This is a genomic window from Polaromonas sp., from assembly GCF_013817205.1.
Taxonomy (GTDB): domain Bacteria; phylum Pseudomonadota; class Gammaproteobacteria; order Burkholderiales; family Burkholderiaceae_C; genus Polaromonas.
In genome coordinates this window covers 1-24,602 of the sequence record NZ_JACDDD010000058.1, presented here as the reverse complement: position 1 = coordinate 24,602, position 24,602 = coordinate 1, and the positions used below count along the sequence as shown (strand labels likewise).

At 61.7% G+C, this 24,602-nt stretch carries 22 protein-coding genes, 1 other RNA gene and 1 pseudogene; 6 read left to right on the top strand and 18 right to left on the bottom strand.

Annotated elements, in window-relative coordinates; genetic code table 11:
• The 6 genes from H0W47_RS13390 to mtnP all read right to left on the bottom strand — a co-directional run.
• A partial coding sequence (locus H0W47_RS13390) for an inorganic phosphate transporter (RefSeq protein WP_296925211.1) occupies positions 1-406 on the bottom strand: 406 nt, incomplete at its 3' end.
• 14 nt (positions 407-420) lie between these two features.
• On the bottom strand, positions 421-1,485 hold the full coding sequence (locus tag H0W47_RS13385; protein WP_296925209.1) for a methyltransferase domain-containing protein: 1,065 nt from the start codon (positions 1,483-1,485) through the stop codon (positions 421-423).
• A gap of 33 nt (positions 1,486-1,518) precedes the next feature.
• The gene (locus tag H0W47_RS13380; protein ID WP_296925207.1) at positions 1,519-2,184 is read right to left on the bottom strand and encodes a TIGR04282 family arsenosugar biosynthesis glycosyltransferase; all 666 of its coding nucleotides are present in this window, start codon (positions 2,182-2,184) and stop codon (positions 1,519-1,521) included.
• On the bottom strand, positions 2,181-2,864 hold the full coding sequence (locus tag H0W47_RS13375; protein WP_296925205.1) for a TIGR04283 family arsenosugar biosynthesis glycosyltransferase: 684 nt from the start codon (positions 2,862-2,864) through the stop codon (positions 2,181-2,183). The genes H0W47_RS13380 and H0W47_RS13375 overlap by 4 nt, the downstream gene beginning before the upstream one ends.
• A 23-nt stretch (positions 2,865-2,887) precedes the next feature.
• Positions 2,888-3,850, bottom strand: coding sequence for an arsenosugar biosynthesis radical SAM (seleno)protein ArsS (arsS, locus tag H0W47_RS13370; protein ID WP_296925203.1), 963 nt, complete (start codon positions 3,848-3,850; stop codon positions 2,888-2,890).
• Positions 3,851-3,869: 19 nt separating this feature from the next.
• Positions 3,870-4,748, bottom strand: a complete 879-nt coding sequence (mtnP, locus tag H0W47_RS13365) for an S-methyl-5'-thioadenosine phosphorylase (RefSeq protein ID WP_296925201.1) — start codon at positions 4,746-4,748, stop codon at positions 3,870-3,872.
• 229 nt (positions 4,749-4,977) lie between these two features.
• Between mtnP and H0W47_RS13360 the strand changes: the two genes are divergently transcribed.
• The gene (locus H0W47_RS13360; protein WP_296925199.1) at positions 4,978-7,140 is read left to right on the top strand and encodes an FAD-dependent oxidoreductase; all 2,163 of its coding nucleotides are present in this window, start codon (positions 4,978-4,980) and stop codon (positions 7,138-7,140) included.
• 1 nt (position 7,141) lies between these two features.
• Positions 7,142-7,876: a DUF3047 domain-containing protein gene (locus H0W47_RS13355; protein WP_296925197.1), complete on the top strand. Its 735-nt coding sequence runs from the start codon at positions 7,142-7,144 to the stop codon at positions 7,874-7,876.
• 153 nt (positions 7,877-8,029) lie between these two features.
• Here the strand turns inward: H0W47_RS13355 and H0W47_RS13350 are convergent, their stop codons facing one another.
• The 12 genes and pseudogenes from H0W47_RS13350 to gyrA form a co-directional block, all read right to left on the bottom strand.
• Positions 8,030-8,488, bottom strand: coding sequence for a helix-hairpin-helix domain-containing protein (locus H0W47_RS13350; protein ID WP_296925195.1), 459 nt, complete (start codon positions 8,486-8,488; stop codon positions 8,030-8,032).
• 119 nt (positions 8,489-8,607) lie between these two features.
• Positions 8,608-9,612 carry an ADP-glyceromanno-heptose 6-epimerase gene (gene rfaD / locus H0W47_RS13345; RefSeq protein WP_296925193.1) on the bottom strand — a complete coding sequence of 335 codons (1,005 nt, stop codon included), beginning with the start codon at positions 9,610-9,612 and terminating at the stop codon, positions 8,608-8,610.
• On the bottom strand, positions 9,609-10,550 hold the full coding sequence (rfaE1, locus tag H0W47_RS13340) for a D-glycero-beta-D-manno-heptose-7-phosphate kinase (protein WP_296925191.1): 942 nt from the start codon (positions 10,548-10,550) through the stop codon (positions 9,609-9,611). Before rfaE1 ends, rfaD begins: the two co-directional genes overlap by 4 nt.
• A 113-nt stretch (positions 10,551-10,663) precedes the next feature.
• Positions 10,664-11,809: a lipopolysaccharide assembly protein LapB gene (gene lapB, locus H0W47_RS13335; RefSeq protein ID WP_296925188.1), complete on the bottom strand. Its 1,146-nt coding sequence runs from the start codon at positions 11,807-11,809 to the stop codon at positions 10,664-10,666.
• On the bottom strand, positions 11,799-12,074 hold the full coding sequence (locus H0W47_RS13330; protein ID WP_296925186.1) for a lipopolysaccharide assembly LapA domain-containing protein: 276 nt from the start codon (positions 12,072-12,074) through the stop codon (positions 11,799-11,801). The genes lapB and H0W47_RS13330 overlap by 11 nt, the downstream gene beginning before the upstream one ends.
• A gap of 55 nt (positions 12,075-12,129) precedes the next feature.
• Positions 12,130-12,468 (bottom strand): annotated as a pseudogene (locus H0W47_RS13325) (integration host factor subunit beta); the annotation flags it as partial.
• 25 nt (positions 12,469-12,493) lie between these two features.
• Entirely contained in the window at positions 12,494-14,179 is a 1,686-nt protein-coding gene (gene rpsA / locus H0W47_RS13320) for a 30S ribosomal protein S1 (RefSeq protein ID WP_296925184.1), read from the bottom strand.
• Between the two features lie 147 nt (positions 14,180-14,326).
• Positions 14,327-16,402, bottom strand: a complete 2,076-nt coding sequence (locus H0W47_RS13315; protein WP_296925182.1) for a bifunctional 3-phosphoshikimate 1-carboxyvinyltransferase/cytidylate kinase — start codon at positions 16,400-16,402, stop codon at positions 14,327-14,329.
• Positions 16,403-17,281 (bottom strand): prephenate dehydrogenase/arogenate dehydrogenase family protein, encoded by an 879-nt coding sequence (locus H0W47_RS13310; protein ID WP_296925180.1) that lies wholly within the window; start codon positions 17,279-17,281, stop codon positions 16,403-16,405.
• A gap of 39 nt (positions 17,282-17,320) precedes the next feature.
• Positions 17,321-18,403 carry a prephenate dehydratase gene (pheA, locus tag H0W47_RS13305; RefSeq protein ID WP_296925178.1) on the bottom strand — a complete coding sequence of 361 codons (1,083 nt, stop codon included), beginning with the start codon at positions 18,401-18,403 and terminating at the stop codon, positions 17,321-17,323.
• 88 nt (positions 18,404-18,491) lie between these two features.
• A complete protein-coding gene (locus tag H0W47_RS13300; protein WP_296925176.1) occupies positions 18,492-19,049 on the bottom strand; it encodes a DUF2059 domain-containing protein in 558 nt (185 codons plus the stop codon).
• On the bottom strand, positions 19,046-21,721 hold the full coding sequence (gene gyrA, locus H0W47_RS13295; protein ID WP_296925174.1) for a DNA gyrase subunit A: 2,676 nt from the start codon (positions 21,719-21,721) through the stop codon (positions 19,046-19,048). The genes H0W47_RS13300 and gyrA overlap by 4 nt, the downstream gene beginning before the upstream one ends.
• 256 nt (positions 21,722-21,977) lie before the next feature.
• Between gyrA and ompA the strand changes: the two genes are divergently transcribed.
• The 4 genes from ompA to ssrA all read left to right on the top strand — a co-directional run bounded on the left by ompA (position 21,978) and on the right by ssrA (position 24,451).
• On the top strand, positions 21,978-22,610 hold the full coding sequence (gene ompA, locus H0W47_RS13290) for an outer membrane protein OmpA (RefSeq protein ID WP_296925172.1): 633 nt from the start codon (positions 21,978-21,980) through the stop codon (positions 22,608-22,610).
• 67 nt (positions 22,611-22,677) lie between these two features.
• Positions 22,678-23,385, top strand: coding sequence for a bifunctional 2-polyprenyl-6-hydroxyphenol methylase/3-demethylubiquinol 3-O-methyltransferase UbiG (ubiG, locus tag H0W47_RS13285; protein ID WP_296925170.1), 708 nt, complete (start codon positions 22,678-22,680; stop codon positions 23,383-23,385).
• A gap of 1 nt (position 23,386) precedes the next feature.
• Positions 23,387-24,052: a phosphoglycolate phosphatase gene (gph, locus tag H0W47_RS13280; RefSeq protein WP_296925168.1), complete on the top strand. Its 666-nt coding sequence runs from the start codon at positions 23,387-23,389 to the stop codon at positions 24,050-24,052.
• Positions 24,053-24,064: 12 nt separating this feature from the next.
• Positions 24,065-24,451: a transfer-messenger RNA gene (gene ssrA, locus H0W47_RS13275) on the top strand.
• Positions 24,452-24,602 lie beyond the last annotated feature (151 nt).

Here is a 24,602-nt window from a genome sequence, read left to right as displayed (position 1 = left end):
GTACAAAGGTCTGGCCTAACCTGGCGAACTGCAGCTCTTGCGGGCTGGCAGCCAGTCCGGCGCCCACCAGACCGCCGATCAGGGCATGGGTGGTGGAAATTGGCAGTCCGGCCCGGGTGGCGATGATGACCGTCATTGCCGCGCCCAGCCCGACGCTGGCCAGGAATTGCGGCGTGTCCAGCATCGCCTGCGGTAACAGGCCTTTGCCTGAAAACTGCTGCACCAGCCCGTGGGCCAGGTACAGCGACAGCACGCTGCCCGCGACGGTCGCTGCTGTTGCCAGAATCAGTGCCTGGCCGTAATTCAGTGAGTCCGAGCCCCAGACGGTGGCAAAACCTTTGAAGTTGTCATTGGCACCATTGCCAAACGCCAGAAACAGGGCGACGACAATGAGCAGGATTTCCACGTTCTGTTTACCGATCAGCAGCAACCGGCGGGGCCGCAAACCCCGGCTGTGGAACCCGCAGCGCCATCGAAGGGCAGGCTGGTGCCGCAACCCTCGAAGATGCCATAGTGGGTGTCGAAGTTTCCAATGAAGTTGAAGTGCGGCGCAAACCGCGTGCCCTGCAGCATGTGCCAGGTGTTGCCGCACACCGGGAAGACCTTGCCAGTCTGGATGTCGTGGTGTTTGTCGAGGGCGAAGCGGCCGGCGTGTTCCAGGATGCTGCCGCGGTAAACCACCGCCTGACCGTAGTCCTCGCAGGCTGATTCCAGTGCAGGCAGTTTGAACAGCCGATAGGTGGCCGAATAAAAACGCAGATTGCCGGTGCGCGCCGCGAGTTGCGGGTCGGTGATGTCCAGCGGCCTGTCTTCCACCAGGCGCGGGTCGGCAAAACCGTGGCGCTGCGCGAGGCGTTCGAAGTCTTTCCAGTACAGCGCGCCGCCCAGACATTCGCCGTACAACACCGGGTCGTTTTTTACCGCAGCCGGAACACGCCGGTCGGCATAAACGTCGGAAAAGTAGAACTCGCCGCCGGGCTTGAGCAGGCGCTGCACGCCCGCCAGCACCGCGTTCTTGTCGGGCGAAAGATTGACCACGCAGTTGGAGACGATGACGTCAAAACTACCGGGCGCCAGCCCGAGCTCCTCCAGCCGCTCGATGTAGCCGTGCAGGAATGTCACATTGCTGTAGCCGAACAGCTGCGCATGGTGGTCCTGGTGCGCACGCGCCACGGCCAGCTGTTCGTCGGTCATATCCACGCCGACAACCGAACCGGTGGGCCCGACCAGTTGCGCCAGCGCATAGACATCGCGGCCCGAGCCGCAGCCCAGGTCCAGCACGCGGCAGCCTTCGAGCAGCGGCGGGCAGACCAGGCCACAACCGTAATAACGCGACAGCACCTCGGGGTGGATGCGCGCCAGCAGCGGCTTGAGCCATTCGGGCATGCTGCTGACGTCGCAGCAGGCGCTGGTCTTCAGGTCGGCCGTGCCCTGCAACTGGCGGCCGTAGTAGTCGCTGACGATGTCGTAGGTGGTGTTGCTCATGGGCTTTGTTCCGAAAGTAAATATGCTATGAAATCAGGAGCTGCTCACGCTTGTTCTGCTTGGGCTGGAGGCCGATTTGGCTTGATATTTCGGGCTCATGAAGCCGTCGGGCAGGTGCGCCAGGTCCGCCGCTTCGTCGATGTCGTGCAGCATCGGCCCCTGCCACACGCTCAGGCCCAGTGCGGTCATCCGGTGCAGCGTTTGAGCGGCGACGGTGGATGTACTCCACGCCATGTGCCTGAAGATGGCGGGGCAGGGCGCTCGCAGGCCGATCAGCACATAACCGCCATCGGTCACGGGCAGCATCACGGCGTCGTGGTGTGCCAGTTGTCGGGCCGTCTCGCGCAGGTGCGCGCTATCCAGTGCCGGGCAGTCGGTGCCTATCAGCAGCACCGGGCCGGAGTGCAGGGCGAGGGCGCGCTGCATCGCGCGGTCCATACGTTCACCGAGGTCGCCGTCGCCCTGCACCGTACATTCAACACCTTCGGGCAGTGGCACGTCATGCCAGGCCGGGTCACCGGGCGCCGGGCTCAAACACAGCTCTACCGCGTCCAGCCCGGACGCCAGTGCCTGCTGCAGCGTGTGCGCCAGCATCACGCGTGCCAGCGCCGCTGCGCCGTTCGCACCCAGCGCGGTAATCAGCCGGGTCTTGGCGGCGCCGGGTTGCGGCGCCTTGGCAAAAATCACCAGACGGGTCATCGGTACAACTCGGCCAGCCGCTCGGGCGACGCGCCGCGCCAGTAGGCAAAGCGCAGCCGCCACATCAGCAGCACGGTGCGCCAGACGCCGCGGCTTTCCCAGCGCCGGCCCGAGGTCTGCACTTTGGCCCTCAGGCAGGCCGGGCGGGACAGCTGCAGCAAACGCCGGGACATCTCAATGTCTTCCATCAGTGGCTGGGCCGGGAAGCCGCCTGTGGCATCGAAGGCCGCGCGGGTCATGAACATGGCCTGGTCGCCGGTGGCGAGGCCGCTCAGTCGCGAGCGCAGGTTCATCAGGGCGGCGATGAGCTTGAGCATGCGGGGCCGCCCGGTGATGACCACGTCAAAACGGCCCCAGATGCGCGAGTTATCGGCAAGAGCCTGGCTGATCAGCGTATCGGCGCCGGCGGGCAGGGTGGTGTCGGCATGCAGAAACAGCAGCGCATCGCCGCGGGCTTGCGCCGCCCCCGCGTTCATCTGCAGCGCCCGGCCGCGCGGCGCGTTGACGATTTGCGCACCGCCTGCCTGCGCCAGCGCGGCGCTGTGGTCGCTGCTGCCGCCATCGGCCACGATCACTTCGGCACCGCGCGCCAGCAGCGGCGCCAACGCCTGCAGGGCTGCGCCCAAGCCCGTAGCCTCATTGAGCACGGGTAAAACGATGGAAAGTTGGGGTGCCGCCATGGTGGGCCGCCGCAGAGGGGCGCTCAGTGCTCCAGCGCGCCGCCGCAGCTGCTGCCCTGGCCGGCGGTACACCCATAGCAGTGGCCCGCCACACGGATGGGCTGCTCGTCGATGCCGCTGCCGAGCAGGTCACGCAGATGGCGTTGCAGGCCGGAGGTGCCCAGTGGCAGGCCGAGCTGCTGGTTGAAGTCGCAGTCCGACAGCCAGCCCTGCCAGTCCACGCTGACCGTGTTGCGGCACATCACGCCGGCCAGGTTGTGTGGCTGGAAGCTGCCCTTGAGCAATTCCATGTAGCTGTCAAACGTGCCCTTGGACACCAGGGTTGAGCCAAAGCGCTGGATAGGCATGTTGGTCAGCGCGTACAGCTCGTTGAAGACGATGCCGAAATGCGCCAGCAGCTCGCGCTTGTAGTCGGCCTGCAGCGTTTGCTGCTCGGGCGGCAGCGACGGGCCTTGCGGGTTGTAGACCAGGTTCAGTGAAAGTTTCGCGCCGGGTTGTCCGTAACCGAGCGCATTGAGTTTTTGCAGGGCCGCGATGCTCAGGTCGAACACGCCTTCGCCGCGCTGCTTGTCTACATTGGCGGCGGAATAGCAGGGCATGGAGGCCACGATGTCCACGCCTTGCTCTGCCAGGAATTCGGCCAGCCCCTCTTGTCCAGGCTCGAACAGGATGGTGAGGTTACAGCGGTCGATCACACGCACGCCCTGCGCACGCACTGCGCGCACCAGCTCGCGAAAGCCCTCATGCAGCTCCGGGGCGCCACCGGTCAGGTCCAGGGTGCGCAGGCCTCGTGCGGCCAGCACCTGCGGGATCAGCGCCATGGTGTCCGCATCCATCATTTCGGTGCGGTTCGGGCCGGCGTTGACATGGCAGTGCAGGCAACTCTGGTTGCACTTGTAGCCCAAATTGACCTGCAGCGTGTCGAGCTGCGCGCGGCGGATGGCCGGGAAGGCCGTTTTTTTCAGCAGGGGAAGGGTGTCGTGCATAAATGGATGTCCGGTGGGTTCAGGGCAGCAGCTCGGCCAAGCGCGCGCGCACCTCGGGCGCCATGGCGTCGGGCAGGGTGACCAGCGCGTTGTGCAGGGCGGTGTGGGCCTGGCTGGCCGGTTGCTCGGTACCCAGCAGGCGTATCGCCTCGGCCACCACTTGCTGGGCGCGGCCGGCGTTTTTGAGGAGGTTGGCCAGCGCCATGTTGGCATTGACTTGGGCTTCGCGCGGGTGCCAGCAGTCGAAGTCGGTCACCATGGCCAGCGTGGTATAGGCGATTTGCGCCTCGCGCGCGAGTTTGGCCTCGGGCATGTTGGTCATGCCGATCACGCCGGCGCCCATGCTGCGGTACCAATGCGATTCGGCCAGGCTGGAAAACTGCGGGCCTTCGATACACACATAGGTGCCGCCTTCGTGCAGGGTCACGCCGTGGCCGGAAGTATCGGCGGCCAGCACGCCGCGCACCGCAAGCGCCAGCACGCCGGCGGCCGCCGGGCAGACCGGCTGCGCCATGGAGACATGGGCGACTGCGCCGTTGCCAAAAAAAGTGCTTTCGCGGCGTTTGGTCAGGTCAATGAACTGGTCGGGCAGCACCATGTCCAGCGGCTTGAAATCCTCGCGCAGCGAACCCACCGCCGACACCGAAATGATGTAACGCACGCCCAGCTGCTTCATGGCGTGGATGTTGGCACGGTAAGGCAGCTCAGACGGCAGAAGGCGATGGCCGCGCGCGTGGCGGGCCAGAAACACCGCGGGAACGCCGTGGACTGTGCCGCTGACCAGCGCGTCGGAGGGCGCGCCGAAGGGCGTATCCATCACATGCTCTTGCGCGTTGTCGAGCGCGTCCATCTGGTAGAGGCCGCTGCCTCCGATGATGCCTACCAGTGCTTGGGTCATGCTTACGGTTTCCTCGTTGATTTAGACTGCTTGCGGGCTGCGCCTCAAGCCGCCGGCCCCATCTTTTGATTTTGAGCGAGTTTTGCTGCCTGCAGTATTAGCCCGGCGTTAAGACCCTCTGACAGCTTGGTCGCCACCGCACGGGATTTCTTACACAATTGCCCCCTGCTTTCGTAAGAATCTGGTTTTTTGACCGACTCAGTACATAGACCAACAACTTGGGACAGCTGTGAATTCACGCAAACTTCTCATCGCCGCGCTGCTGCTGGCGGGCATCACCGCCTTTTTTGCGCTGGACCTGGGCCGCTATTTGAGTCTGGCTTTTCTAAAAGAAAGCCAATCGTCTTTCCAGGCGCTTTTCGAGCAGAAGCCGGTGTGGGTGACGCTGGTGTTTTTTGCGGTGTACGTTGCCGTCACTGGCCTGTCGCTGCCGGGCGCCGTCATCATGACGCTGGCGGCAGGTGCCGGCTTTGGCCTGGTGCTGGGAACCATCGTGGTGTCTTTTGCCTCGACCCTGGGGGCGACACTGGCCATGCTGGCGGCGCGTTACCTGCTGCGCGACAGCATCCAGGCACGTTTTGGCAAGCGGCTGGACGAGATCAACAAGGGCATCGCCAAAGAGGGCGCGTTTTATCTGTTCTCGCTGCGGCTGATCCCGGTCGTGCCGTTTTTTGCCCTCAACCTGCTGATGGGTCTGACCCGCATCAGGACCTGGACCTACTTCTGGGTGAGCCAGCTCGGCATGCTGGCCGGCACCCTGGTCTATGTGAATGCCGGCACGCAGATCGCGAAGATCGATTCGCTGAAGTCGATTGCCTCGCCGGGGTTGATCGGCTCCTTTGTATTGCTGGGCGTGTTGCCGCTGGCTGTCAACAAGTTGCTGCAGTTTCTGAAGCGGCGCAAGGTTTACGCGCGCTGGGCAGCACAACGTCCCGTGCGGTTTGACCGCAACCTCGTCGTGATAGGCGCTGGCGCCGGCGGGCTGGTCACCGCCTACATTGCGGCAGTGGTCAAGGCCAAAGTTACCTTGGTGGAAGCTCACAAGATGGGCGGCGACTGCCTGAACTATGGCTGCGTGCCATCCAAGGCACTCATCCGCAGCGCGAAACTGGCGCATCAGATGAAACATGGCGCCAGCTACGGCCTGAGCGACAACACGCCGGTATTCAGCTTCAAGGCGGTGATGCGAAGAATTCAGGCAGTCATCCGCACGATAGAGCCGCATGACAGCGTTGAGCGTTATACCGGCCTGGGGGTGGAGGTGCTGCAGGGCCATGCGCGCATCGTCAACCCGTGGACGGTGGAGATCACACTCAACGAAGGCGGCACCCAGCTACTGACGACACGCAGCATCGTGATTGCCGCGGGCGCGCGCCCCTTTGTGCCGCCTCTGCCGGGGCTGGAGGAAGCCGGTTATGTAACCAGCGACACCCTGTGGGAGGTTTTTGCCGAGCTTGACGAAGTGCCCCGACGCTTGGTGGTGCTGGGCGGCGGGCCCATCGGCTGCGAATTGGCCCAGGCTTTTGCCCGGCTGGGCTCGCAGGTCACCCAGGTCGAGATGGCGCCGCGCCTGATGTTGCGTGAAGACGAGGAGGTGTCGGAACTGGCCCGCCAGGCGCTGACCGCGGATGGCGTGTCGGTGCTGACTGGTCACAAGGCGCTGCGCTGCGAAACATCTGCCGGCCTGAAAACGCTGGTGGTTGAACACGGCGGCACAGAACGGCGCCTGGATTTTGACCAGCTGATTTGCGCCGTCGGGCGGGTTGCGCGGCTGGAGGCTTATGGACTGGAAGAACTCGGCATCCCGGTGCAGCGCACGGTAGACACCAACGACTACCTGCAGACCATTTATCCCAACATCTATGCGGCGGGCGACGTGGCCGGCCCCTACCAGCTCACCCATGTGGCGGCGCATCAGGCTTGGTACGCCGCAGTTAATGCGCTGTTTGGCGAGTTCAGGCTGTTCAAGGCCGACTATTCGGTCATTCCCTGGACCACCTTTATCGACCCGGAGGTGGCGCGTGTCGGCCTGAACGAACAGGAAGCGCGGGAGAAAAACATTGCGTTTGAAGTCACGCGTTACGGCATGGACGACCTGGACCGGGCCATCGCAGACAGCGAGGCTCGCGGTTTTGTGAAGGTGCTGACGGTGCCGGGCAAGGACACGATTCTGGGCGTGACCATCGTCGGCACCCATGCGGGGGACTTGCTGGCCGAGTATGTGCTGGCCATGCGACATGGCCTGGGGCTGAACAAGATTCTTTCCACCGTCCACACCTACCCGACGCTGGCCGAGGCCAACAAATACGCGGCCGGAGAATGGAAACGCGCGCACCAGCCCAAGCGACTGCTCGAATGGGTTCGGCGCTATCACGACTGGAAGCGGGGTTGACATGAAGCACTTACTGACTGTATTGCTCGTTGGACTGTTGCTGCCCTTGGCCCGGGCGCAGACACCAGGCCCGGCCCTCACTGCGTTTTCATCGGCCACCGGCATGCAGCCACCGCAACCCTGGCGCGTGGTGGGCGTGCCGGGCGGCAAGATTCCGCTGACCACGTATGCCCTGGTCGAGCTGGACGGGCGCAAGGTGCTGCGCGTTGAGGCGGACAAGTCTTATGGCAACCTGGTGCATGACCTGTCTGCGGCCGTACCCGAAGACGGGCTGCGGCTGCGCTGGCGCTGGCGGCTGGACGAGGCGCTGCGCGGAGCCGACCTGCGCCGCCGTGAGGGCGACGACAGCGCTCTCAAGGTGTGTGCGCTGTTTGACATGCCGCTGTCCGGGATCGGTCTGATTGAACGCAACCTGCTGCGTCTGGCGCGCGCGGCCAGCGGCGAGAAGTTGCCGTCCGCCACCCTGTGTTACGTCTGGGACAGCACGCTGGCGCCGGGGACCCTGCTGGCCAACGCCTACACCGCTCGCGTGCGTTTCATCGTGCTGGACAGCGGCGAGCAGCGTCTGGGTCAGTGGGTCACCCATTCACGTGATCTGGGCGCTGATTTCCGCCGTGCCTTTGGGGAGGAAAGTAATGGTGTGCCGCCGCTGCAGGCCGTGCTGGTGGGCGCCGATGCCGACAATACCGGTGGCCGCAGCCTGGGCCATGTCGGGGATGTCACGCTGTCCCCATGAGGCGATGGCCCGGTACGCCAAACAGCGATGAGCGGGCTGCCTATAAATTGCTCTGTTTTTGATAGCTGATCACGCTTGCAGGATAAGGGCTGGAGGCCGAAATGGCATAAAAAAAACCCGCGCAAGGCGGGTTGATGCGCAAGCCGAAACGGTTTACTTTTTGGCAGGCTCGGTTTTGGCGCCGGCCTTCACCTCGGCCTTGACCTCGGTTTTGGTCTCGCTCTTCGGCGTCACGGCAGTCTTGACATCCTTGGCGGTTTCCTTGACTGCGTCCTTGGTAGCTACGGCTGCATCCTTTGCTTTTTCTGTCACCGGTTTGCCGGTTTTGGCGTCGGTCCTGCCACTGGCCCGGTAGCTGGTGCCGTTGACGGTCATGCCCTCGGCGGAAAATTTGACGGCGCTGTCGGTGCCCACACCCTTGACCCGGGTCACAAAATCATTCCAGTCCTTGAATGGCGCCTTCTTGCGTTCGGACATGATCAGCGCCGACTTGACCGGACCAATGCCCTTGATACTGTCGAGTTCGGCCGAAGTGGCGGTGTTGACATCGACGGCAGCAAAGGCCATGGCAACATACATGGTGGCGACAAAGGCCAGCAGTTTCTTGAACATTGGAAAGCTCCTCATGATTGTTGAAAGCGGATGATCCCTCCTGCGAATCAGGAAGTCCCGCGATTAACGGTTGCGCAGCCTCAGGCGGTGACCGGGTTGCAGAACCCCAAGCATACGCCCTAAGTGATCGCTGCGAGCCTGTTCATGTAAGCAGATACACCGGTCTGGACATCTGTAAACGAATGGTCACATCCTGCCGCCCGTAGTGCCGCCAGATCCGCCTGGGTGTAACTCTGGTACTTGCCGACCAGAGCTGCGGGGAAATCGATGTAGTCGATCAGGCCGCCGTGCGCCGCCTCTTCCTGTGTAAGGGGGGGGGCCCCCTGCTGGTGGCGCAGCGTGTTGACCACGGCGAGCGCCACGTCGTTGAAGGGCTGGGCCTTCCCGGTGCCGAGGTTAAAAATCCCGCGGGCTTCGGGATGGTCGAGAAACCACAGGTTGACAGCAACGACATCGTCGATAAACACAAAATCACGCATTTGCCCGCCGGGGCCATACCCGCCGTACTCGCCAAACAGCTTGACCTTGCCTTCAGCGCGGAACTGGTTGAACTGATGAAAGGCAACGCTGGCCATGCGGCCCTTGTGCTGCTCGCGCGGGCCGTAAACGTTGAAGTAGCGAAAGCCGGCGACCTGGGTCTGCGTCTTTTCAAAGCCCGCTCCCAGCTCGCGACGCAGTTTCTGGTCGAACAGCAGCTTGGAGTAGCCGTAAACATTAAGTGGCTTCTCGAACTCTGCCGACTCGCGGAAGGTGTCCGATCCGCCATAGGTGGCTGCCGACGAGGCGTAAATCAGACGCGTTCGCTGAGCCTGGCAGGCGTCGAACAGATCGCAGGACAAGCTGTAGTTGTTGTCCATCATGTACTTGCCGTTGGTTTCCATGGTGTCGCTGCATGCGCCTTCATGGAACACTGCCTCCACATTGCCGAAGGCGGCTTCCGAGAACAACTCGTAAAAGTCGTCGGCATCAATGTATTCAGCGATCTGCAAATCTGCCAGATTACGGAATTTATCACCGTGGGTCAGGTCGTCCACCGCGATGATGTCGTCGATGCCGCGCGCGTTAAGACCTTGGATGATGTTGGCGCCTATAAACCCGGCGGCTCCGGTGACCACAATCTTCATGAAAAGAGTTCCTCGTAAGTGACGGTTGCCGTGCCGAACTTGCCCACCACGATGCCGCCGGCGCGGTTGGCTACCGGCACGGCTTCGCGCAGGCTGAGACCTGCCGCCAGCATGGCCGCCAGCGTGGCGATCACGGTGTCCCCGGCGCCGGTGACATCAAACACTTCGCGCGCGACGGCCGGCACATGAAGCTGGCCCCGGGCGTCGAACAAGGTCATGCCCTCCTCGCTACGGGTCAGCAGCACGGCCTGGAGCTGCAATTCTTCGCGCAGTTTGTGGGCGCGCGATTGCAGGTCCGCCTCATCGTGCCAGTGGCCTATGACCTGTTCGAGTTCTGCGCGATTGGGCGTGATGGCCGTGGCGTTTTTATACCGCGAATAGTCCGAGCCCTTGGGATCGACCAGCACCACCTTGCCGGCGGCCCGGGCCTGGTCGATCATCAGCGCGATGTGCGCCAGACCACCCTTGCCATAGTCGGAAAACAGCACGGTGTCATGTTGCGGCAGCATTTCGTCGAAGGCAGCCGACTGGGAAGCCAGCACTTCGTTTTCGGGCGTGTTTTCAAAATCCAGCCGCAGCAGCTGCTGCTGGCGGCCGATCACCCGCAGCTTGACCGTGGTCTTGAGCTGCGGATCGCGGCCGAAGCAGGGCGTGATGCCAGAGGCAGCCACAAGCGCTTCGAGCTGGTGGCTGGCTTCGTCATCGCCGACCACACTCAGCAGTGATGCGCGCGCGCCGACGGTCACGATGTTGTAAGCCACATTGGCTGCGCCGCCCATGCGTTCTTCCTGGCGCGTGACACGCACCACAGGCACCGGAGCCTCCGGCGAGATGCGGTCCACCGCGCCATACCAGTAGCGATCCAGCATGGCGTCCCCCACGACCAGAACACGCGCTTGAGCAAGCCGCTCCCGGGACAAAGTAAAAGGTACAGTCATACGGCAATCTTCTATTCAAGTGGACGCCGCGGATCTGGCTTTGCCAGGCCGCAGGTGTCCGCCCCCTGCAAGGGGGGAAGGCGCTACACGCAGTGAGCGTCCGACGGGGGTGTTCATAACTCTTCAATGCGACGGGCTGGATAGCTGTCCCAGGCCTGACAACCCGGGCAGTGCCAGAAATGCTGAGTCGCCTCGAAGCCACATGCCGCGCAGCGGTAGCGCATCAAGGGTTTGGTAGCTTTGTCCAGTGCACGTTGCAGCAGGCCGTGCTGATGATCGTTGCCCAGCTTTTCGCCGGCTATCCATCGAGCAGCCGCCACCAGAGAGGCCTCTCGCTCCAGATGCTGGACATAGTGGTCGCGCGGGGCTGCTGCGGCTGAATCGAGCTTGACGATGGCTTCCACCACATCAATGGATGCCATTTGCTCGTAGCTGGTGTTCAGCAATGCCAGTGCCGCAGTTTGCTGGCCGCTTTGCTGGGCGATGTTTCCGAGCAGGCTGGCTGCCAGCGGCATGGCTTGTGGGGCTGCTTTTTCCAGCTTGAGCAAGGTGGCAAAAGCATCCTGCTGGCGGCCCAGCTGACTTTGAAGTTTGGCCAGATCGATCATCGGACGAGGGGAGGCGGGCGCGAGGCTGACCGCCTGTTGCAGGCAGTCAAGCGCCTGCTCGCTGGCGCCCGATGCGGCCGCGGCCAGCGCTTGTTCGCACAGGTAGTGGGCCTTCCGGGTGCTGAAGCTGCCGTGGCTTGCGCTATCGAGCTTGCCCGCAATTTCAGTGGCGTGCTCCCAGTCACGTGAGCGTTCGTAAATCGACAGGAGCGCAAGTCGCGCTTCTTCTTCATAGCTGGTGCCTTCGAGTTTTCTCAAGGCGATTTCGGCACGGTCCAACAGCCCGGCCTTCAGAAAATCAAGCGCCAGTGCGTGTTGCGCGCGGTCGCGTTCGGGCTGGGTCAGGTCGCCACGCGACATCAGGTGCTCATGCACACGGACTGCGCGTTCGTACTCGCCGCGGCGACGAAACAGGTTGCCCAGTGCAAAGTGCAATTCGGAGGTATCGGGGTCGTTTTGAACCGCTTCAATAAAGGCGTCAATCGCCTGGTCCTGTTGCTCGTTGAGCAAAAAATTCAGACCGCGAAAGTAGGCCTTGGGCGTTTGCCGATTTTGAATGCGAAGTTGCCGGAGTTCCAACTGAGACGCGAACCAGCCCAGCGCGAAGGCGACGGGAAATCCGAGGAGCACCCAGGTGAAGTCAAATTCCATGGTGCATGCTTGAGGGGTTCTCGTTGAGGTTGCCAGCCGGACTGTGGTGAGGAATCGTTTTGCGCTTCTTCCACCAGCGCGGCATCATCATCAGGATGCCAGCCGCCAAGCCGACAGCAAAGGTCGCCAACACTACCAGCACCAGCGGCGCTTGCCACTGCGTTCCAAAAAAGAAATTTACGGAAACGACTTGCTGGTTGTTCAGCGCGAACGCAAAAAGCGTAAAAAAAATGGCTGCCTTGAGCAGCCACATCAGGTATTTCACTTGGCGTCCCCAAAGTAGCTCTGGCGATTGTAGCCAGCCCCCGGAGAACACAAGCCTATTTCGGCCCTGAAACCAGCATTTCCTCGGTGCGGGTGTCCACCGCTTCACGCAAGGCCTTGCCTGGCTTGAAGTGGGGCACGCGTTTTTCCGGAATCGCCACGCTTTCGCCGGAGCGCGGGTTGCGCCCCATACGCGGCGGGCGCCGGTTGATCGAGAAACTGCCAAAGCCCCGGATTTCGATCCGGTGCCCACGCACCAGCGCGTCGCTCATGGCGTCAAGAATCGTCTTGACGGCATATTCGGCGTCGCGATGTGTCAGCTGGCTGAATCGGGCTGCCAGTTCTTCGACAAGATCGCTTCGGGTCATAAAGGTCCACAAGGACGCGAGCAGGACGACGTCCTGCCGCGTTTCCCCTTGATTATTTTTCGGTGTTGTCCAGCTTGGCGCGCAGCAGGGCGCCCAGGCTGGTCAGGCCGGCGCTCTCGCGCGATGACTGCTGGCTCAGCGACTGCATGGCTTCCTGCTGGTCGGCGTTGTCCTTGGCCTTGACCGACAGCTGGATGTTCCGGGTCTTGCGATCAACGTTCACCACCACTGCGGAGACTTCGTCGCCTTCTTTCAGCACGTTGCGCGCGTCTTCAACGCGGTCACGGCTGATTTCGCTGGCACGCAGGTAACCGATGATGTCCTCGCCCAGATCGATCTCTGCGCCTTTGGCATCCACGGTCTTGACCTTGCCGGTCACGATGGCACCCTTGTCGTTGATCGACACGAAGGTGGTGAACGGGTCGGAATCAAGCTGCTTGATGCCCAGCGAGATACGCTCGCGGTCCACGTCAACTGCCAGCACGATGGCTTCGACCTCCTGGCCCTTTTTGTAGTTGCGCACGGCGGCTTCGCCGGTCTCGTTCCACGAAAGGTCGGACAGATGCACCAGGCCGTCGATGCCTGCAGCCAGGCCCACAAAGACGCCGAAGTCGGTGATGGACTTGATTGGGCCCTTGACGCGGTCACCGCGCTTGGTGTCCTGAGCGAATTCTTGCCATGGGTTGGCCTTGCACTGCTTCATGCCCAGGCTGATGCGGCGCTTGTCTTCGTCGATCTCGAGGACCATGACTTCAACTTCGTCGCCCAGCGTGACCAGCTTGCTCGGTGCCACGTTCTTGTTGGTCCAGTCCATTTCGGACACGTGGACCAGGCCTTCGATGCCGGGCTCGAGTTCCACAAACGCGCCGTAGTCGGCGATGTTGGTGATCTTGCCGAACAGGCGGGTGCTTTGCGGGTAGCGGCGGTTCACGCCCATCCACGGGTCGTCGCCCATTTGTTTCAGACCCAGCGACACACGGTTTTTCTCGGTGTCGAACTTCAGGATCTTGGCCACGATTTCCTGGCCAGCCGTCACCACTTCGCTCGGGTGACGCACGCGGCGCCATGCCATGTCAGTGATGTGCAGCAGACCGTCGATGCCGCCCAGATCCACGAAAGCGCCGTACTCGGTGATGTTCTTGACCACACCCTTCACGGAAGAACCTTCCTTGAGGGTTTCCATCAGCTTGGCGCGTTCCTCGCCCATGGACGCTTCGACCACGGCGCGGCGTGACAGCACGACGTTGTTGCGCTTGCGGTCCAGCTTGATGACCTTGAACTCCATGGTCTTGTTCTCGTAGGGAGACAAGTCCTTGATGGGGCGGGTGTCGATGAGCGAGCCGGGCAGGAAAGCGCGGATGCCGTTGACGAGGACGGTCAGGCCGCCCTTGACCTTGCCGCTGGTCTGGCCGGTGACGAATTCGCCGGACTCCAGGGCTTTTTCCAGGCTCATCCACGAAGCCAGACGTTTGGCCTTGTCGCGGGACAGCAGGGTGTCGCCATAACCGTTTTCGACGGAGTCAATGGCCACAGAGACAAAGTCGCCGACCTGGACTTCGAGTTCGCCCTGGTCGTTCTTGAATTCTTCGAGGGGGACATAGGCCTCGGATTTGAGTCCGGCATTGACGACCACATGGTTGTGGTCGATACGCACGACTTCGGCGGTGATGACTTCACCGGAACGCATTTCGGAGCGTTTCAGCGATTCTTCAAAGAGGGCGGCAAAAGATTCAGACATGATTTTCCTAGTCCGCAGCACAGGATTCCGACAGCACCATTGCTATCGTTTTTAGAGCTGACTACGGCGGTTTGGTGCGGGTGACCGCGGTTAAGTTATTGATCCTGCCAACCGAAGCACTGGCGTGCCTACAACAATGTATGAGGGTCAGAAGGGCCGGGTGCCTTGCCAGAGTTGCAACACCTTCTCTACCGATTCTTCAATCGACAGCTCGGAGTTGTCCAGTAGCGCAGCGTCATCAGCGGGTTTCAGGGGCGCTGCCTGCCGTGACATGTCACGGGCATCGCGCGCCTCCAAATCCTCTTGAATCCCGTCGATTGTAGCCGGAATTCCCTTTGAAATCAACTGCTTATGGCGACGTTCGGCGCGTTGGCGGGCGCTCGCCGTGAGGAAGACTTTGAGCGCTGCGTCCGGAAAGATCACCGTGCCCATATCCCGCCCGTCGGCGACCAGCCCCGGCAGCCGCCGGAAGCTGTGCTGCAGGTCCACCAGCGCCAGCCGTACCGCAGGCAGGGCTGACACGCGTGAGGCATTCATGCCGGCTTCTTCGGTGCGTATGGTTTCGGTCACGTCCTGCGCGCCCAGCAAGACCTTGCCGTCTGCAAACCGTACCGGCAGCTGACGCGCCAGCGCCGCGATGGCCGGCTCCTGCGCCGGGCTGATGTCCAGCCCGGCCTGCGTGGCGGCCAGCGCGGTGATGCGGTACATCGCCCCTGAATCGAGGAAGTGGTAACCCAGCTTTTGGGCCACTACGGCGGCAACCGTGCCCTTGCCCGAAGCGGTGGGGCCGTCAATGCAGATCACGGGAACGAGGTCCTGGGGGGTGTGGGTCACGGAAAAAAGCGTTTCGAAATAGTCCGGAAAGGTCTTGCCCACGCAACGCGGGTCCAGAATCCGGACGGGCAGGCGCGCCGGGTTGAAGGCCGCCAGTGAAAAGCACATGGCGATGCGGTGATCGTCATAGGTATGAATGGGGGCGGTGGCCCACGTCACCGGTGGCGTGACTCTGAGATAGTCGGCACCTTCCTCGACGCTGGCGCCGAGCTTGCGCAGCTCGCAGGCCATGGCGGCGATGCGGTCGGTTTCCTTGACGCGCCAGCTCGCAATGTTGCGCAAGGTGCTGGGCCCGTCCGCGTACAGGGCCATCACGGCCAGCGTCATGGCAGCGTCGGGGATGTGATTGCAGTCCAGATCGATGGCCTTGAGTGGCCAGGTGCCGCGACGGATGTGCAGGCTGTTGGGGCCGGCATCGATGCTGGCGCCCATTTGCCGGGCCGCTTCGATAAAACGGATATCCCCTTGGATGGAGGCTTCGCCCAGGCCCGAAATCTCAATGCCTTTTTGGCCTGTAGCCCCCGCCGCTATTGCACCAAGCGCTATGAAATAGCTAGCAGACGAGGCGTCGCCCTCGACATGAATGGTGTCTGGCGAGCAGTAGCGGCTGCCGGCCGGGATGGTGAATCGTTGCCAGCCTTCGCGCTGGACATGGATGCCGAAGCGCTGCAGCAGGTTCAGCGTGATCTCGATGTAAGGCCGGGAAATCAGCTCGCCGATGACGTCGATGTGGATGTCGCGCTCCGTCGCCGGGCCGTCCCAAGACGGGGCCGCCCCTTCGGGGGGCAGCGAGGACACGTCAGTGCCTGGCGTGGGGGCCCTATTGGCGGTCTTTAGGGGCAGCGCCAGCAGCAGCGCCGTCAGAAACTGGCTGGAGACATCGCCACGCACACGAATGGGCGCATCCAGGCTCAGTTCGCCGGTGCGTATGTGCAGGGGCGGAAATCCGTCCTCGCCCAGGTAGTCGATGGTGCAGCCCAGACCGCGCAGCGCATCGACCAGGTCGCCGATGGGTCGCTCGTGCATGCGCGGCACGCCCGACAGTTCAAAATCGCCGCCCAGCAAGGCCAGCGCAGCCGTCAGCGGCCGCATGGCCGTGCCAGCGTTGCCCAGAAAGAGTTTGAGTTTGGCCTGCGGCACTGGCCGGCCACCCAGGCCGGTGATCACGGCCGTGCTGCCGTCTTCCTCGACGCCACAACCCAGTTGCCTGAGTGCCGCCAACATCACGGCAGTGTCGTCGGAGGCCAGCAGGTCGCGCACTGTGGTGCTCCCATGGCTGAGGGCCGCCAGCAACAGCACACGGTTGGAAATGCTTTTGGAGCCGGGAAGGTGGACGGTGCCCCCCGCCCCTGTCAATGGCGGAATATCCAGAAACGCGGTGTCGAACATCTATTTCAGCGACTTCGCCGAGCTGATCCGCCAGTTGGCGCGCGTGTGGCTGGCCTGGTCGATACGCTTTTCGAGCGCGTCACCATCCGCAGCGGCAATCAATTTTTCGAGGTCTTTCAGGGTGGTCTGGAAGATCCGCGACTGCTCCAGCAGCTCTTCCTTGTTGGCTACCAGAATGTCGCGCCACATCTTGGGATCGCTGGCCGCAATGCGTGTGAAATCCCGGAAGCCGGGGCCGGCTAAAGACAGGTAGTCCTTGCCTTGTGCCTGGCCTGAAATGCTGTTGATCAGCGCGAAGGCAATCAGATGCGGCAGATGGCTGACGGCGGCATAGGCCGCGTCGTGCGACTGGGGCGACATCTTCACCACATTGCAGCCCAGCGCCGTCCAGACATTGACCGCCTTTTCGAGCTGGACGGTGAAAGTGCGTTCAATCGGCGTCAGGATCACCTGCTTGCCGAAGTACAGATCGGCGTCGGCATGCTCAACACCGGAGACTTCCCTGCCGGTGATCGGATGCGCGGGCACAAAACAGCCCAGATGATCACGCAGCGCGCGGCGCGCAGCGTCCACCACATCACGCTTGGTCGAACCGACGTCCATGATCAGCGTGGTCGGCCCCACCAGATGGCGTATCCCCTTGAAGATGGCCTCAGTGGCCGAGACCGGCACAGCCAGCAACACAATATCAGCGCCCGAGACCGCCAGCAGGGCGGACGGGGCTTCCACGTCAATCACGCCCATCAGGCGCGCCCGCTCGGTGGTCGATGGCGATTTGCTGTAGCCGACCACACGCTTGACCAAACCGGCGCGCTTGAGCGCCAGCGCGAACGAGCCGCCCATCAGGCCGCAGCCTATCAGTCCGAGTTGCTCAAACATGCGTGAAGGCCGGGATGGCTTGCAGTTTCTTCATGGAGTTCAGTCGCTGGCAGGATAAGTGCCAAGTACCTTGTAGAAGGCGCAGAGTTGCTGCAGGTCACCCAGTGCGGCGGCTACATGCGACTGCGAGGGATGGCCCTGGAGGTCAATATAGAAAAAGTACTCCCACTGGCCCGAGCGGGCAGGGCGGGACTCGAAACGCGTCATCGATACGCCATGGGTTTTGAGCGGAACAAGGATGTCGTGCACCGCGCCAGGCCGGTTCGGCACAGACACGATCAGGCTGATGCAATCCTTGCCCGAGGCCTCGGGAGCCCCCAGCACCTGCGGCAGGCAGATCACGGCGAATCGGGTGCGGTTGAAGGCGTCGTCCTGAATGGCGTGGGCACCCGGATGAAGGCCAAACTCGGCGCCGGCCCGTTCGCTCGCGATGGCGGCCCAGGCCGGATTGCCAGCGGCAAGCCGCGCTCCCTCGGCATTGCTGGACACGGCGCGCCGCTCTGCATTCGGCAAATGGGTACCCAGCCAGCCCTGGCATTGGGCCAGTGCCTGCGCATGGGCCAGAACCACTTCAACCCCGTCAAGCGAGGGCGTCAGGCGCAACAGGTTGTGCCTGACCAGCAGGCTGATCTCGCCGATGACATGCAGGGGGGAATTGAGAAACAGGTCCAGCGTACGGGTGACCACGCCTTCGGTGTTGTTCTCCACCGGCACCACACCGAACTGCGCCGTGCCCGATGTCGCAGCGCGAAACACCTCGTCAAAACTCACGCAGGGCACATGCTCAATGCTGGAGCCAAAAAAATGGACGGCAGCCTGCTCACTGAAAGTGCCAGCCGGTCCGAGGTAGGCCACGCGCTGCGGTGCTTCGAGCGCGCGGCAGGCCGACATGACTTCGCGCCAGATATGCGCAATGCTGTCACCCTTGAGCGGCCCCAGGCTGGCCGCCTGCAGGCCGTGTATCACCTGCGCTTCGCGTTCCGGCCGGAACACCGGCGAGCCCTCCTGGCGCTTGATGTCGCCGACCTCATTGGCAAGTGCCGCACGCTTGTTCAGCAGTGCCAGCAGTTGCTGGTCCACGGCATCGATTTGCTGGCGAAGTTGCGGCAGATTTGGGGTCATGGGCGAGGCGATGTATGCCCGGCGGACAGAGCGGCTGGACCCGGGCCGCTTTTTTGGGCGGACAGTTCCATGGAACGCAGGCCTGGTGTCATTTCTTGGCGGGTTTGGCTGCTGGCGCCGGGCCTGCAATCTTGTCTGCGGCTTCGTCAAACTGCTTGGCGCGAGCCTGGATCTCCGCTCGGGAGGCTTCCACCAGCTTTTGCACAAAAACATTAGCCAGCGCGGGGGTGACAGCCTTGTATTTTTTCACGGCAGGAGACTCGAAGAACGCCGTGAGTTGCTTGAGTTCATCTAGGGTGAAGCGGTCCATGTAAGCTGGAACGAGGGCGTCGCGGTTGGCCACAGCAACTTTGCTGGCGATGATTTTGCGAGCATCTGCTGCAAATTTGGCCAGCTCGGCATTGATGTCTTCTGCAGCTTTGGCTTGTTTTGCTTTCTGCCCAATGGCTTCTATTCTGGGTTCCCAGTTGGAGGCCAGATCCTGGGCCGCGCTGCCGGCAGCCTGTTCGACCAAGCCGTCCAGGTCGGGACCTTGTTGCAGTGTCACCAGGCGGGTGGCCCACTCAAGTTTCGGATCCGTCTGGGCGTAGCTGGTTGCCGACAGGGCGCAAGCGGCCATGACGATTGCAGTGAGTATTTTCTTCATTGATTGGATTCCGGGTTGGGGGCAGTTTTGCCTGAGTCTGTATCTGTATCTGGGTTTGTGTCCGCGTCTGCCTCATTGTCACCCAGAGTGGCATCATTTTCGACGATACGCTGCAGTCCGCTGAGTTGGGAACCTTCGTCGAGGCCGATCAATGTGACGCCTTGCGTGGCGCGGCCCATTTCACGTATCTCGCTGACCCGGGTTCGAACCAGCACACCCTTGTCGGTGATCAGCATGATTTCATCGTCGACATGCACCAGGGTAGCCGCCACCACCTTGCCGTTGCGCTCACTTTGCTGGATTGCGATCATGCCTTTGGTGCCGCGGCCGTGCCGCGTGTATTCCTGGATGGAAGTGCGTTTGCCGTAGCCGTTCTGGGTGGCGGTCAGTACGCTTTGCTCCTCGTCTTCGGCCACCAGCATGGCGATGACGTTTTGTCCCGGCTCAAGCATCATGCCGCGAACACCACGCGTATCGCGACCCATGGGGCGCACATCGTTTTCGTCGAAGCGCACCGCCTTTCCACCATCGGAGAACAGCATCACGTCGTGTTTACCGTCGGTCAAGGCCGCACCAATCAGGAAATCACCCTCATCCAGCTTGACCGCGATGATGCCGCCCTTGCGCGGGTTATTGAACTCGTCCAGAGCGGTTTTTTTGACCGTGCCCATGGTCGTCGCCATGAACACATAGTGGTCTGCAGGAAAGCTGCGTTTTTCACCGGTCAAGGGCAAAACCACGGTAATCTTTTCGCCTTCCTGCAACGGGAACATGTTGACGATGGGCCGACCGCGCGAGCCGCGCGAGCCCGCCGGCACTTCCCACACCTTGAGCCAGTAGAGCCGTCCGCGGTTGGAGAAACACAGGATGTAGTCGTGGGTGTTGGCAATGAAGAGCTGGTCGACCCAGTCGTCTTCCTTGGTGGCGGTTGCGAGCTTGCCACGGCCACCGCGCTTTTGCGCGCGGTATTCGGACAGCGGCTGGCTCTTGATGTAACCGGTGTGTGACAGCGTGACCACCATGTCGGTTGGTGTGATCAGGTCTTCTGTGCTGAGGTCGAAGGAGCTGTGCTCGACCTGGCTGCGGCGCGCTCCCAGCTTGGTCTGGCCGAATTCCTGCCGGATGACCGAGAGTTCGCCGCCGATGATGGTCGAGACGCGTTCCGGCCGGGCCAGGATATCGAGCAGGTCGTCGATTTCCGCCATGACTTCCTTGTACTCCGCGACGATCTTGTCCTGCTCCAGGCCTGTCAGGCGCTGCAGGCGCATCTGCAGGATTTCCTGGGCTTGCGTCTCGGACAGCCGGTACAGGCCGTCGCTGCCCATGCCGTATTCCTTCTCCAGGCCGTCGGGCCGGTAGTCGTCGGCGTTGACCACGCCGCCATCGGCGCGGGTACGGGTCAGCATCTCGCGCACCAGGCTGCTGTCCCAGGCGCGCAACATCAGTTCAGCCTTGGCGACCGGCGGTGTCGGTGCGTTGCGGATGATGGCAATGAAATCGTCGATGTTGGCCAGGGCGACTGCCAAGCCTTCGAGCACATGGCCTCGCTCGCGCGCCTTGCGCAGAGTGAACACGGTGCGGCGCGTTACGACTTCGCGGCGATGTGACAGGAAGACCTGGATCAGGTCTTTCAGGTTACACAGTTTGGGCTGGCCGTTGACCAGCGCCACCATGTTGATGCCGAAGGTGTCTTGCAGTTGCGTCTGCTTGTATAGATTGTTGAGGACCACTTCAGGTACTTCGCCACGCTTGAGCTCGATGACCAGGCGCATGCCCGATTTGTCGGACTCATCCTGGATGTGGCTGATGCCCTCGATCTTTTTCTCATGGACCAGCTCGGCCATGCGCTCCTGTAGCGTCTTCTTGTTGACCTGGTAGGGTAGCTCGTCGACGATGATGGACTGGCGCTGACCCTTGTCGATGTCCTCGAAATGGCACTTCGCTCGCATGACGACCTTGCCTCGTCCGGTGCGGTAGCCGTCCTTGACACCGTTGATGCCATAAATAATGCCGCCGGTGGGAAAATCGGGTGACGGGATAATTTCCATCAACTCGTCGATGGTCGCGAGCGGGTTTTTCAGCAGGTGCAGGCAGGCATCAACGACTTCATTGATGTTGTGCGGCGGGATGTTGGTCGCCATGCCTACCGCGATGCCGCCCGAGCCATTGATCAGCAGGTTGGGAATGCGTGAAGGCAGGACCAACGGTTCCTTTTCGCTGCCGTCATAGTTGGGCCCGAAATCGACGGTTTCCTTGTCGATGTCGGCCAGCATCTCCTGGGCGATTTTTGACAGCCTGACCTCGGTGTAACGCATGGCTGCTGCGCTGTCGCCATCGACCGAGCCGAAGTTGCCCTGGCCGTCCACCAGCATGTGCCGCATGGAGAAGTCCTGCGCCATGCGCACGATTGCGTCGTATACCGACTGGTCGCCATGCGGGTGATACTTACCGATGACGTCACCGACGATACGGGCCGATTTCTTGTACGGCCGGTTCCAGTCGTTGTTCAGCTCATGCATCGCAAACAGCACGCGCCTGTGGACCGGCTTCAGGCCATCACGGGCGTCCGGCAAAGCGCGACCCACGATCACGCTCATGGCGTAATCCAGGTAGCTGCGCCGCATTTCCTCTTCAAGACTGATGGGCAGGGTTTCTTTGGCAAACTGGGTCATGGAGAGGCCTGAATTGGAAGGGGCAGTGCGCTCGAAGAGCGAAGCCCGCTGATTTTAAGGCCTGAATGCAGGTCAGTCCGGGTGTGGCACGCTCGCAACAAAAAACAAAGAATCTTCATTCTCTGTCGGACGAAGCCTCCGCCGCGCTTGAACGGCGAATGAGCTATGGCACAATAACTGTAACGCTTTGAGTGATGGTCACTCACGGCGTGTATCCAATCGCAGCAAGTCTGCGGCTTTTCTCTAGAGGAGAACCATGAAGAAACTCAACAAAGTGGCAATGTTGTTTGCTTCCGCAGCGCTTGCAACCGCCGCTGGTGCACAAACAATTGATAACTGGAAAAACGGCACGAACGAGCTGGTCTGGAAAAACGGCACCAACGAACTGTGCTGGCGCAATGCCTTCTGGACACCGGCTACTGCCGCTCCAGGCTGCGACGGCGCGATTGTTCCCGCACCCCCACCTGCTCCCGTAGCAGCTCCTGCTCCTGCTCCAGCTCCAGCTCCAGCTCCTGTTGCTCCTCCTGCAGCCACCAAAGTCACTTTCGCCGCTGACGCGTTCTTTGACTTCGACAAGTCTGTGCTGAAGCCTGAAGGCAAAGCCAAGCTTGACGACCTGGTCGGCAAAATCAAGGGCATCAACCTCGAAGTCATCATCGCTGTTGGTCACACTGATTCCGTCGGTAGCGACTCCTACAACCAGAAGTTGTCGGTCCGCCGCTCCGAAGCTGTCAAGGCTTACCTGGTGTCCAAAGGCATTGAGCAAAACCGCGTTTACACCGAAGGCAAAGGCGAGAAACAGCCAGTTGCTGACAACAAGACCAGCGAAGGCCGCGCGAAGAACCGTCGCGTGGAAATCGAAGTGGTGGGCACTCGCGCCACCAAGTAATCCTTCCGGATCACTTGAAAAACCGCGCTACGGCGCGGTTTTTTTATGCCCGCGCCATAATCCACATATGCACACCACTGAAAACGCAGACCCGGCCGAACTGGCCAAATTCTCCGACCTGGCGCATCGCTGGTGGGACACCGAGAGTGAGTTCCGCCCGCTGCACCAGATCAACCCGTTGCGACTGGGCTGGATTGAAAGCCTGGCGCCCATTCAGGGCAAACGCGTGCTGGATATCGGTTGTGGCGGCGGCATCCTCGCCGACGCGATGGCGCGGCAGGGGGCGCAGGTGCTGGGCATCGACCTGGCGAGCAAGGCCTTGAAAGTTGCGCAATTGCACGCCCTCGAAGCCGGAACCCAGGGTGTCGAGTACCGCGAGATCAGCGCCGAGGCTTTGGCCGCCGAGCAGCCTGGAAGCTTCGACGTCGTAACCTGCATGGAAATGCTGGAACACGTCCCGGATCCCTCGTCCGTGGTGCGCGCCTGCGCCACCCTTGTCAAGCCCGGCGGTCATGTGTTTTTTTCCACCATTAACCGCAATGCCAAAGCCTTTCTGTTTGCGATTGTCGGCGCCGAATATGTGCTGAGCCTGCTGCCGCGCGGCACGCATGAATACGCCAAGTTCATCAAACCCAGCGAACTAGCCCGGTATTGCCGTGCTGCGGGGCTGAACCTGCAGCACACCCGCGGAATGGAATACAACCCCCTGAGCCAGCACTACTGGCTCAGCGGCGACACCAGCGTCAATTACCTGCTGGCCACGCAGAAGGCCTGACATGTTTGCCCAGATTGAAGCCGTGCTGTTTGATCTCGACGGTACGTTGATAGACAGTGCCCCCGACCTTGGCGCTGCAGCCGACAAAATGCGCACCGACCGCGGCATGCCCTCACTGCCGCTGGCCGACTACCGGCCTATGGCGGGCGCCGGCGCTCGCGGCATGCTGGGTGTCGCTTTCGGGCTCACGCCCGAGCACGCTGATTTCGCGGCCCTCAAGGAAGAATTTTTCACCAACTACGAGGCCTGCATGACAGAACGCACCTCTGCGTTTGAAGGCGTGCCCGAGTTGATCGCACAAATCAGCCAGGCAGGACTCAAGTGGGGCGTGGTCACCAACAAGTCGCAGCGCTTTACCGTGCCGCTGACGCGCCAGCTGCCGCTGTTTTCAAGCGCGCAAACCATTGTGAGTGGCGACACCACGCCGCACGCCAAGCCGCATCCGGCCCCCCTGCTGGAAGCGGCCCGCCAGCTCAATGTCCAGCCTGAGCGCTGTGTTTATGTCGGCGACGACGAGCGCGACATCGTGGCTGGCCGCGCGGCGGGGATGCCTACTGTGGCTGCTGCTTACGGGTACCTGGGGGCCACAGCTGATACGCTGGGCTGGAAAGCCGACGCCACGATTGTTTCGCCATCGGCGCTCTTGAATTTGCTACGAATGGCTTAAACTAGGCTGCTTGGGGCTGCATTGGTTTCGACGTGGGTTCGGACGCGGTGTGGTGCATGTCGAGCTGAGTGTGCTCGTAAAACTGATTCAAACAAACTAACTGCAAACGACGAACGTTTCGCACTCGCTGCTTAATTGCCAGTGAGCTTTACAACAGCAGGCCGATGGGCTGGGCAAGGGGTAGTTAACGCAAGTTGAACGCTCCCGGCTGTAAAGATAATTTCATCGGCTGGCTCCGGGCTGGGTACCTTAACCCGAGGCAAGAAAATAGGGTGCTGGCGTCCTGTGTAGCGTGCGACTGCGCGACACAGGTGGCGAGACTCAAATCAGACCGCTAAACATGTAGATCTGCCCGAACAAGGCTTGCGGACGGGGGTTCAAATCCCCCCAGCTCCACCATATTTATAAGTCGTTGATATCAAAGGGTTTTTTGGACTCTTGATTCAAAGACAATCGAGACTGAATCGCCCCGGGTTTCATGGAGGCTGTTTGGTTTAAGTCATGCCTCCACCGTGGAGGCTTGACTGGCGAGTTGCCGGTAGTAGTTTGC

What these genes read in the sequence shown, in the direction of transcription:
- H0W47_RS13385 (WP_296925209.1), bottom strand. Translation starts at nt 1,485, where the DNA reads ATGAGCAACACCACCTACGACATCGTCAGCGACTACTACGGCCGCCAG.
- H0W47_RS13380 (WP_296925207.1), bottom strand. Translation starts at nt 2,184, where the DNA reads ATGACCCGTCTGGTGATTTTTGCCAAGGCGCCGCAACCCGGCGCCGCC.
- H0W47_RS13375 (WP_296925205.1), bottom strand. Translation starts at nt 2,864, where the DNA reads ATGGCGGCACCCCAACTTTCCATCGTTTTACCCGTGCTCAATGAGGCT.
- arsS (WP_296925203.1), bottom strand. Translation starts at nt 3,850, where the DNA reads ATGCACGACACCCTTCCCCTGCTGAAAAAAACGGCCTTCCCGGCCATC.
- mtnP (WP_296925201.1), bottom strand. Translation starts at nt 4,748, where the DNA reads ATGACCCAAGCACTGGTAGGCATCATCGGAGGCAGCGGCCTCTACCAG.
- H0W47_RS13355 (WP_296925197.1), top strand. Translation starts at nt 7,142, where the DNA reads ATGAAGCACTTACTGACTGTATTGCTCGTTGGACTGTTGCTGCCCTTG.
- H0W47_RS13350 (WP_296925195.1), bottom strand. Translation starts at nt 8,488, where the DNA reads ATGTTCAAGAAACTGCTGGCCTTTGTCGCCACCATGTATGTTGCCATG.
- rfaD (WP_296925193.1), bottom strand. Translation starts at nt 9,612, where the DNA reads ATGAAGATTGTGGTCACCGGAGCCGCCGGGTTTATAGGCGCCAACATC.
- rfaE1 (WP_296925191.1), bottom strand. Translation starts at nt 10,550, where the DNA reads ATGACTGTACCTTTTACTTTGTCCCGGGAGCGGCTTGCTCAAGCGCGT.
- lapB (WP_296925188.1), bottom strand. Translation starts at nt 11,809, where the DNA reads ATGGAATTTGACTTCACCTGGGTGCTCCTCGGATTTCCCGTCGCCTTC.
- rpsA (WP_296925184.1), bottom strand. Translation starts at nt 14,179, where the DNA reads ATGTCTGAATCTTTTGCCGCCCTCTTTGAAGAATCGCTGAAACGCTCC.
- H0W47_RS13315 (WP_296925182.1), bottom strand. Translation starts at nt 16,402, where the DNA reads ATGTTCGACACCGCGTTTCTGGATATTCCGCCATTGACAGGGGCGGGG.
- H0W47_RS13310 (WP_296925180.1), bottom strand. Translation starts at nt 17,281, where the DNA reads ATGTTTGAGCAACTCGGACTGATAGGCTGCGGCCTGATGGGCGGCTCG.
- pheA (WP_296925178.1), bottom strand. Translation starts at nt 18,403, where the DNA reads ATGACCCCAAATCTGCCGCAACTTCGCCAGCAAATCGATGCCGTGGAC.
- H0W47_RS13300 (WP_296925176.1), bottom strand. Translation starts at nt 19,049, where the DNA reads ATGAAGAAAATACTCACTGCAATCGTCATGGCCGCTTGCGCCCTGTCG.
- gyrA (WP_296925174.1), bottom strand. Translation starts at nt 21,721, where the DNA reads ATGACCCAGTTTGCCAAAGAAACCCTGCCCATCAGTCTTGAAGAGGAA.
- ompA (WP_296925172.1), top strand. Translation starts at nt 21,978, where the DNA reads ATGAAGAAACTCAACAAAGTGGCAATGTTGTTTGCTTCCGCAGCGCTT.
- ubiG (WP_296925170.1), top strand. Translation starts at nt 22,678, where the DNA reads ATGCACACCACTGAAAACGCAGACCCGGCCGAACTGGCCAAATTCTCC.
- gph (WP_296925168.1), top strand. Translation starts at nt 23,387, where the DNA reads ATGTTTGCCCAGATTGAAGCCGTGCTGTTTGATCTCGACGGTACGTTG.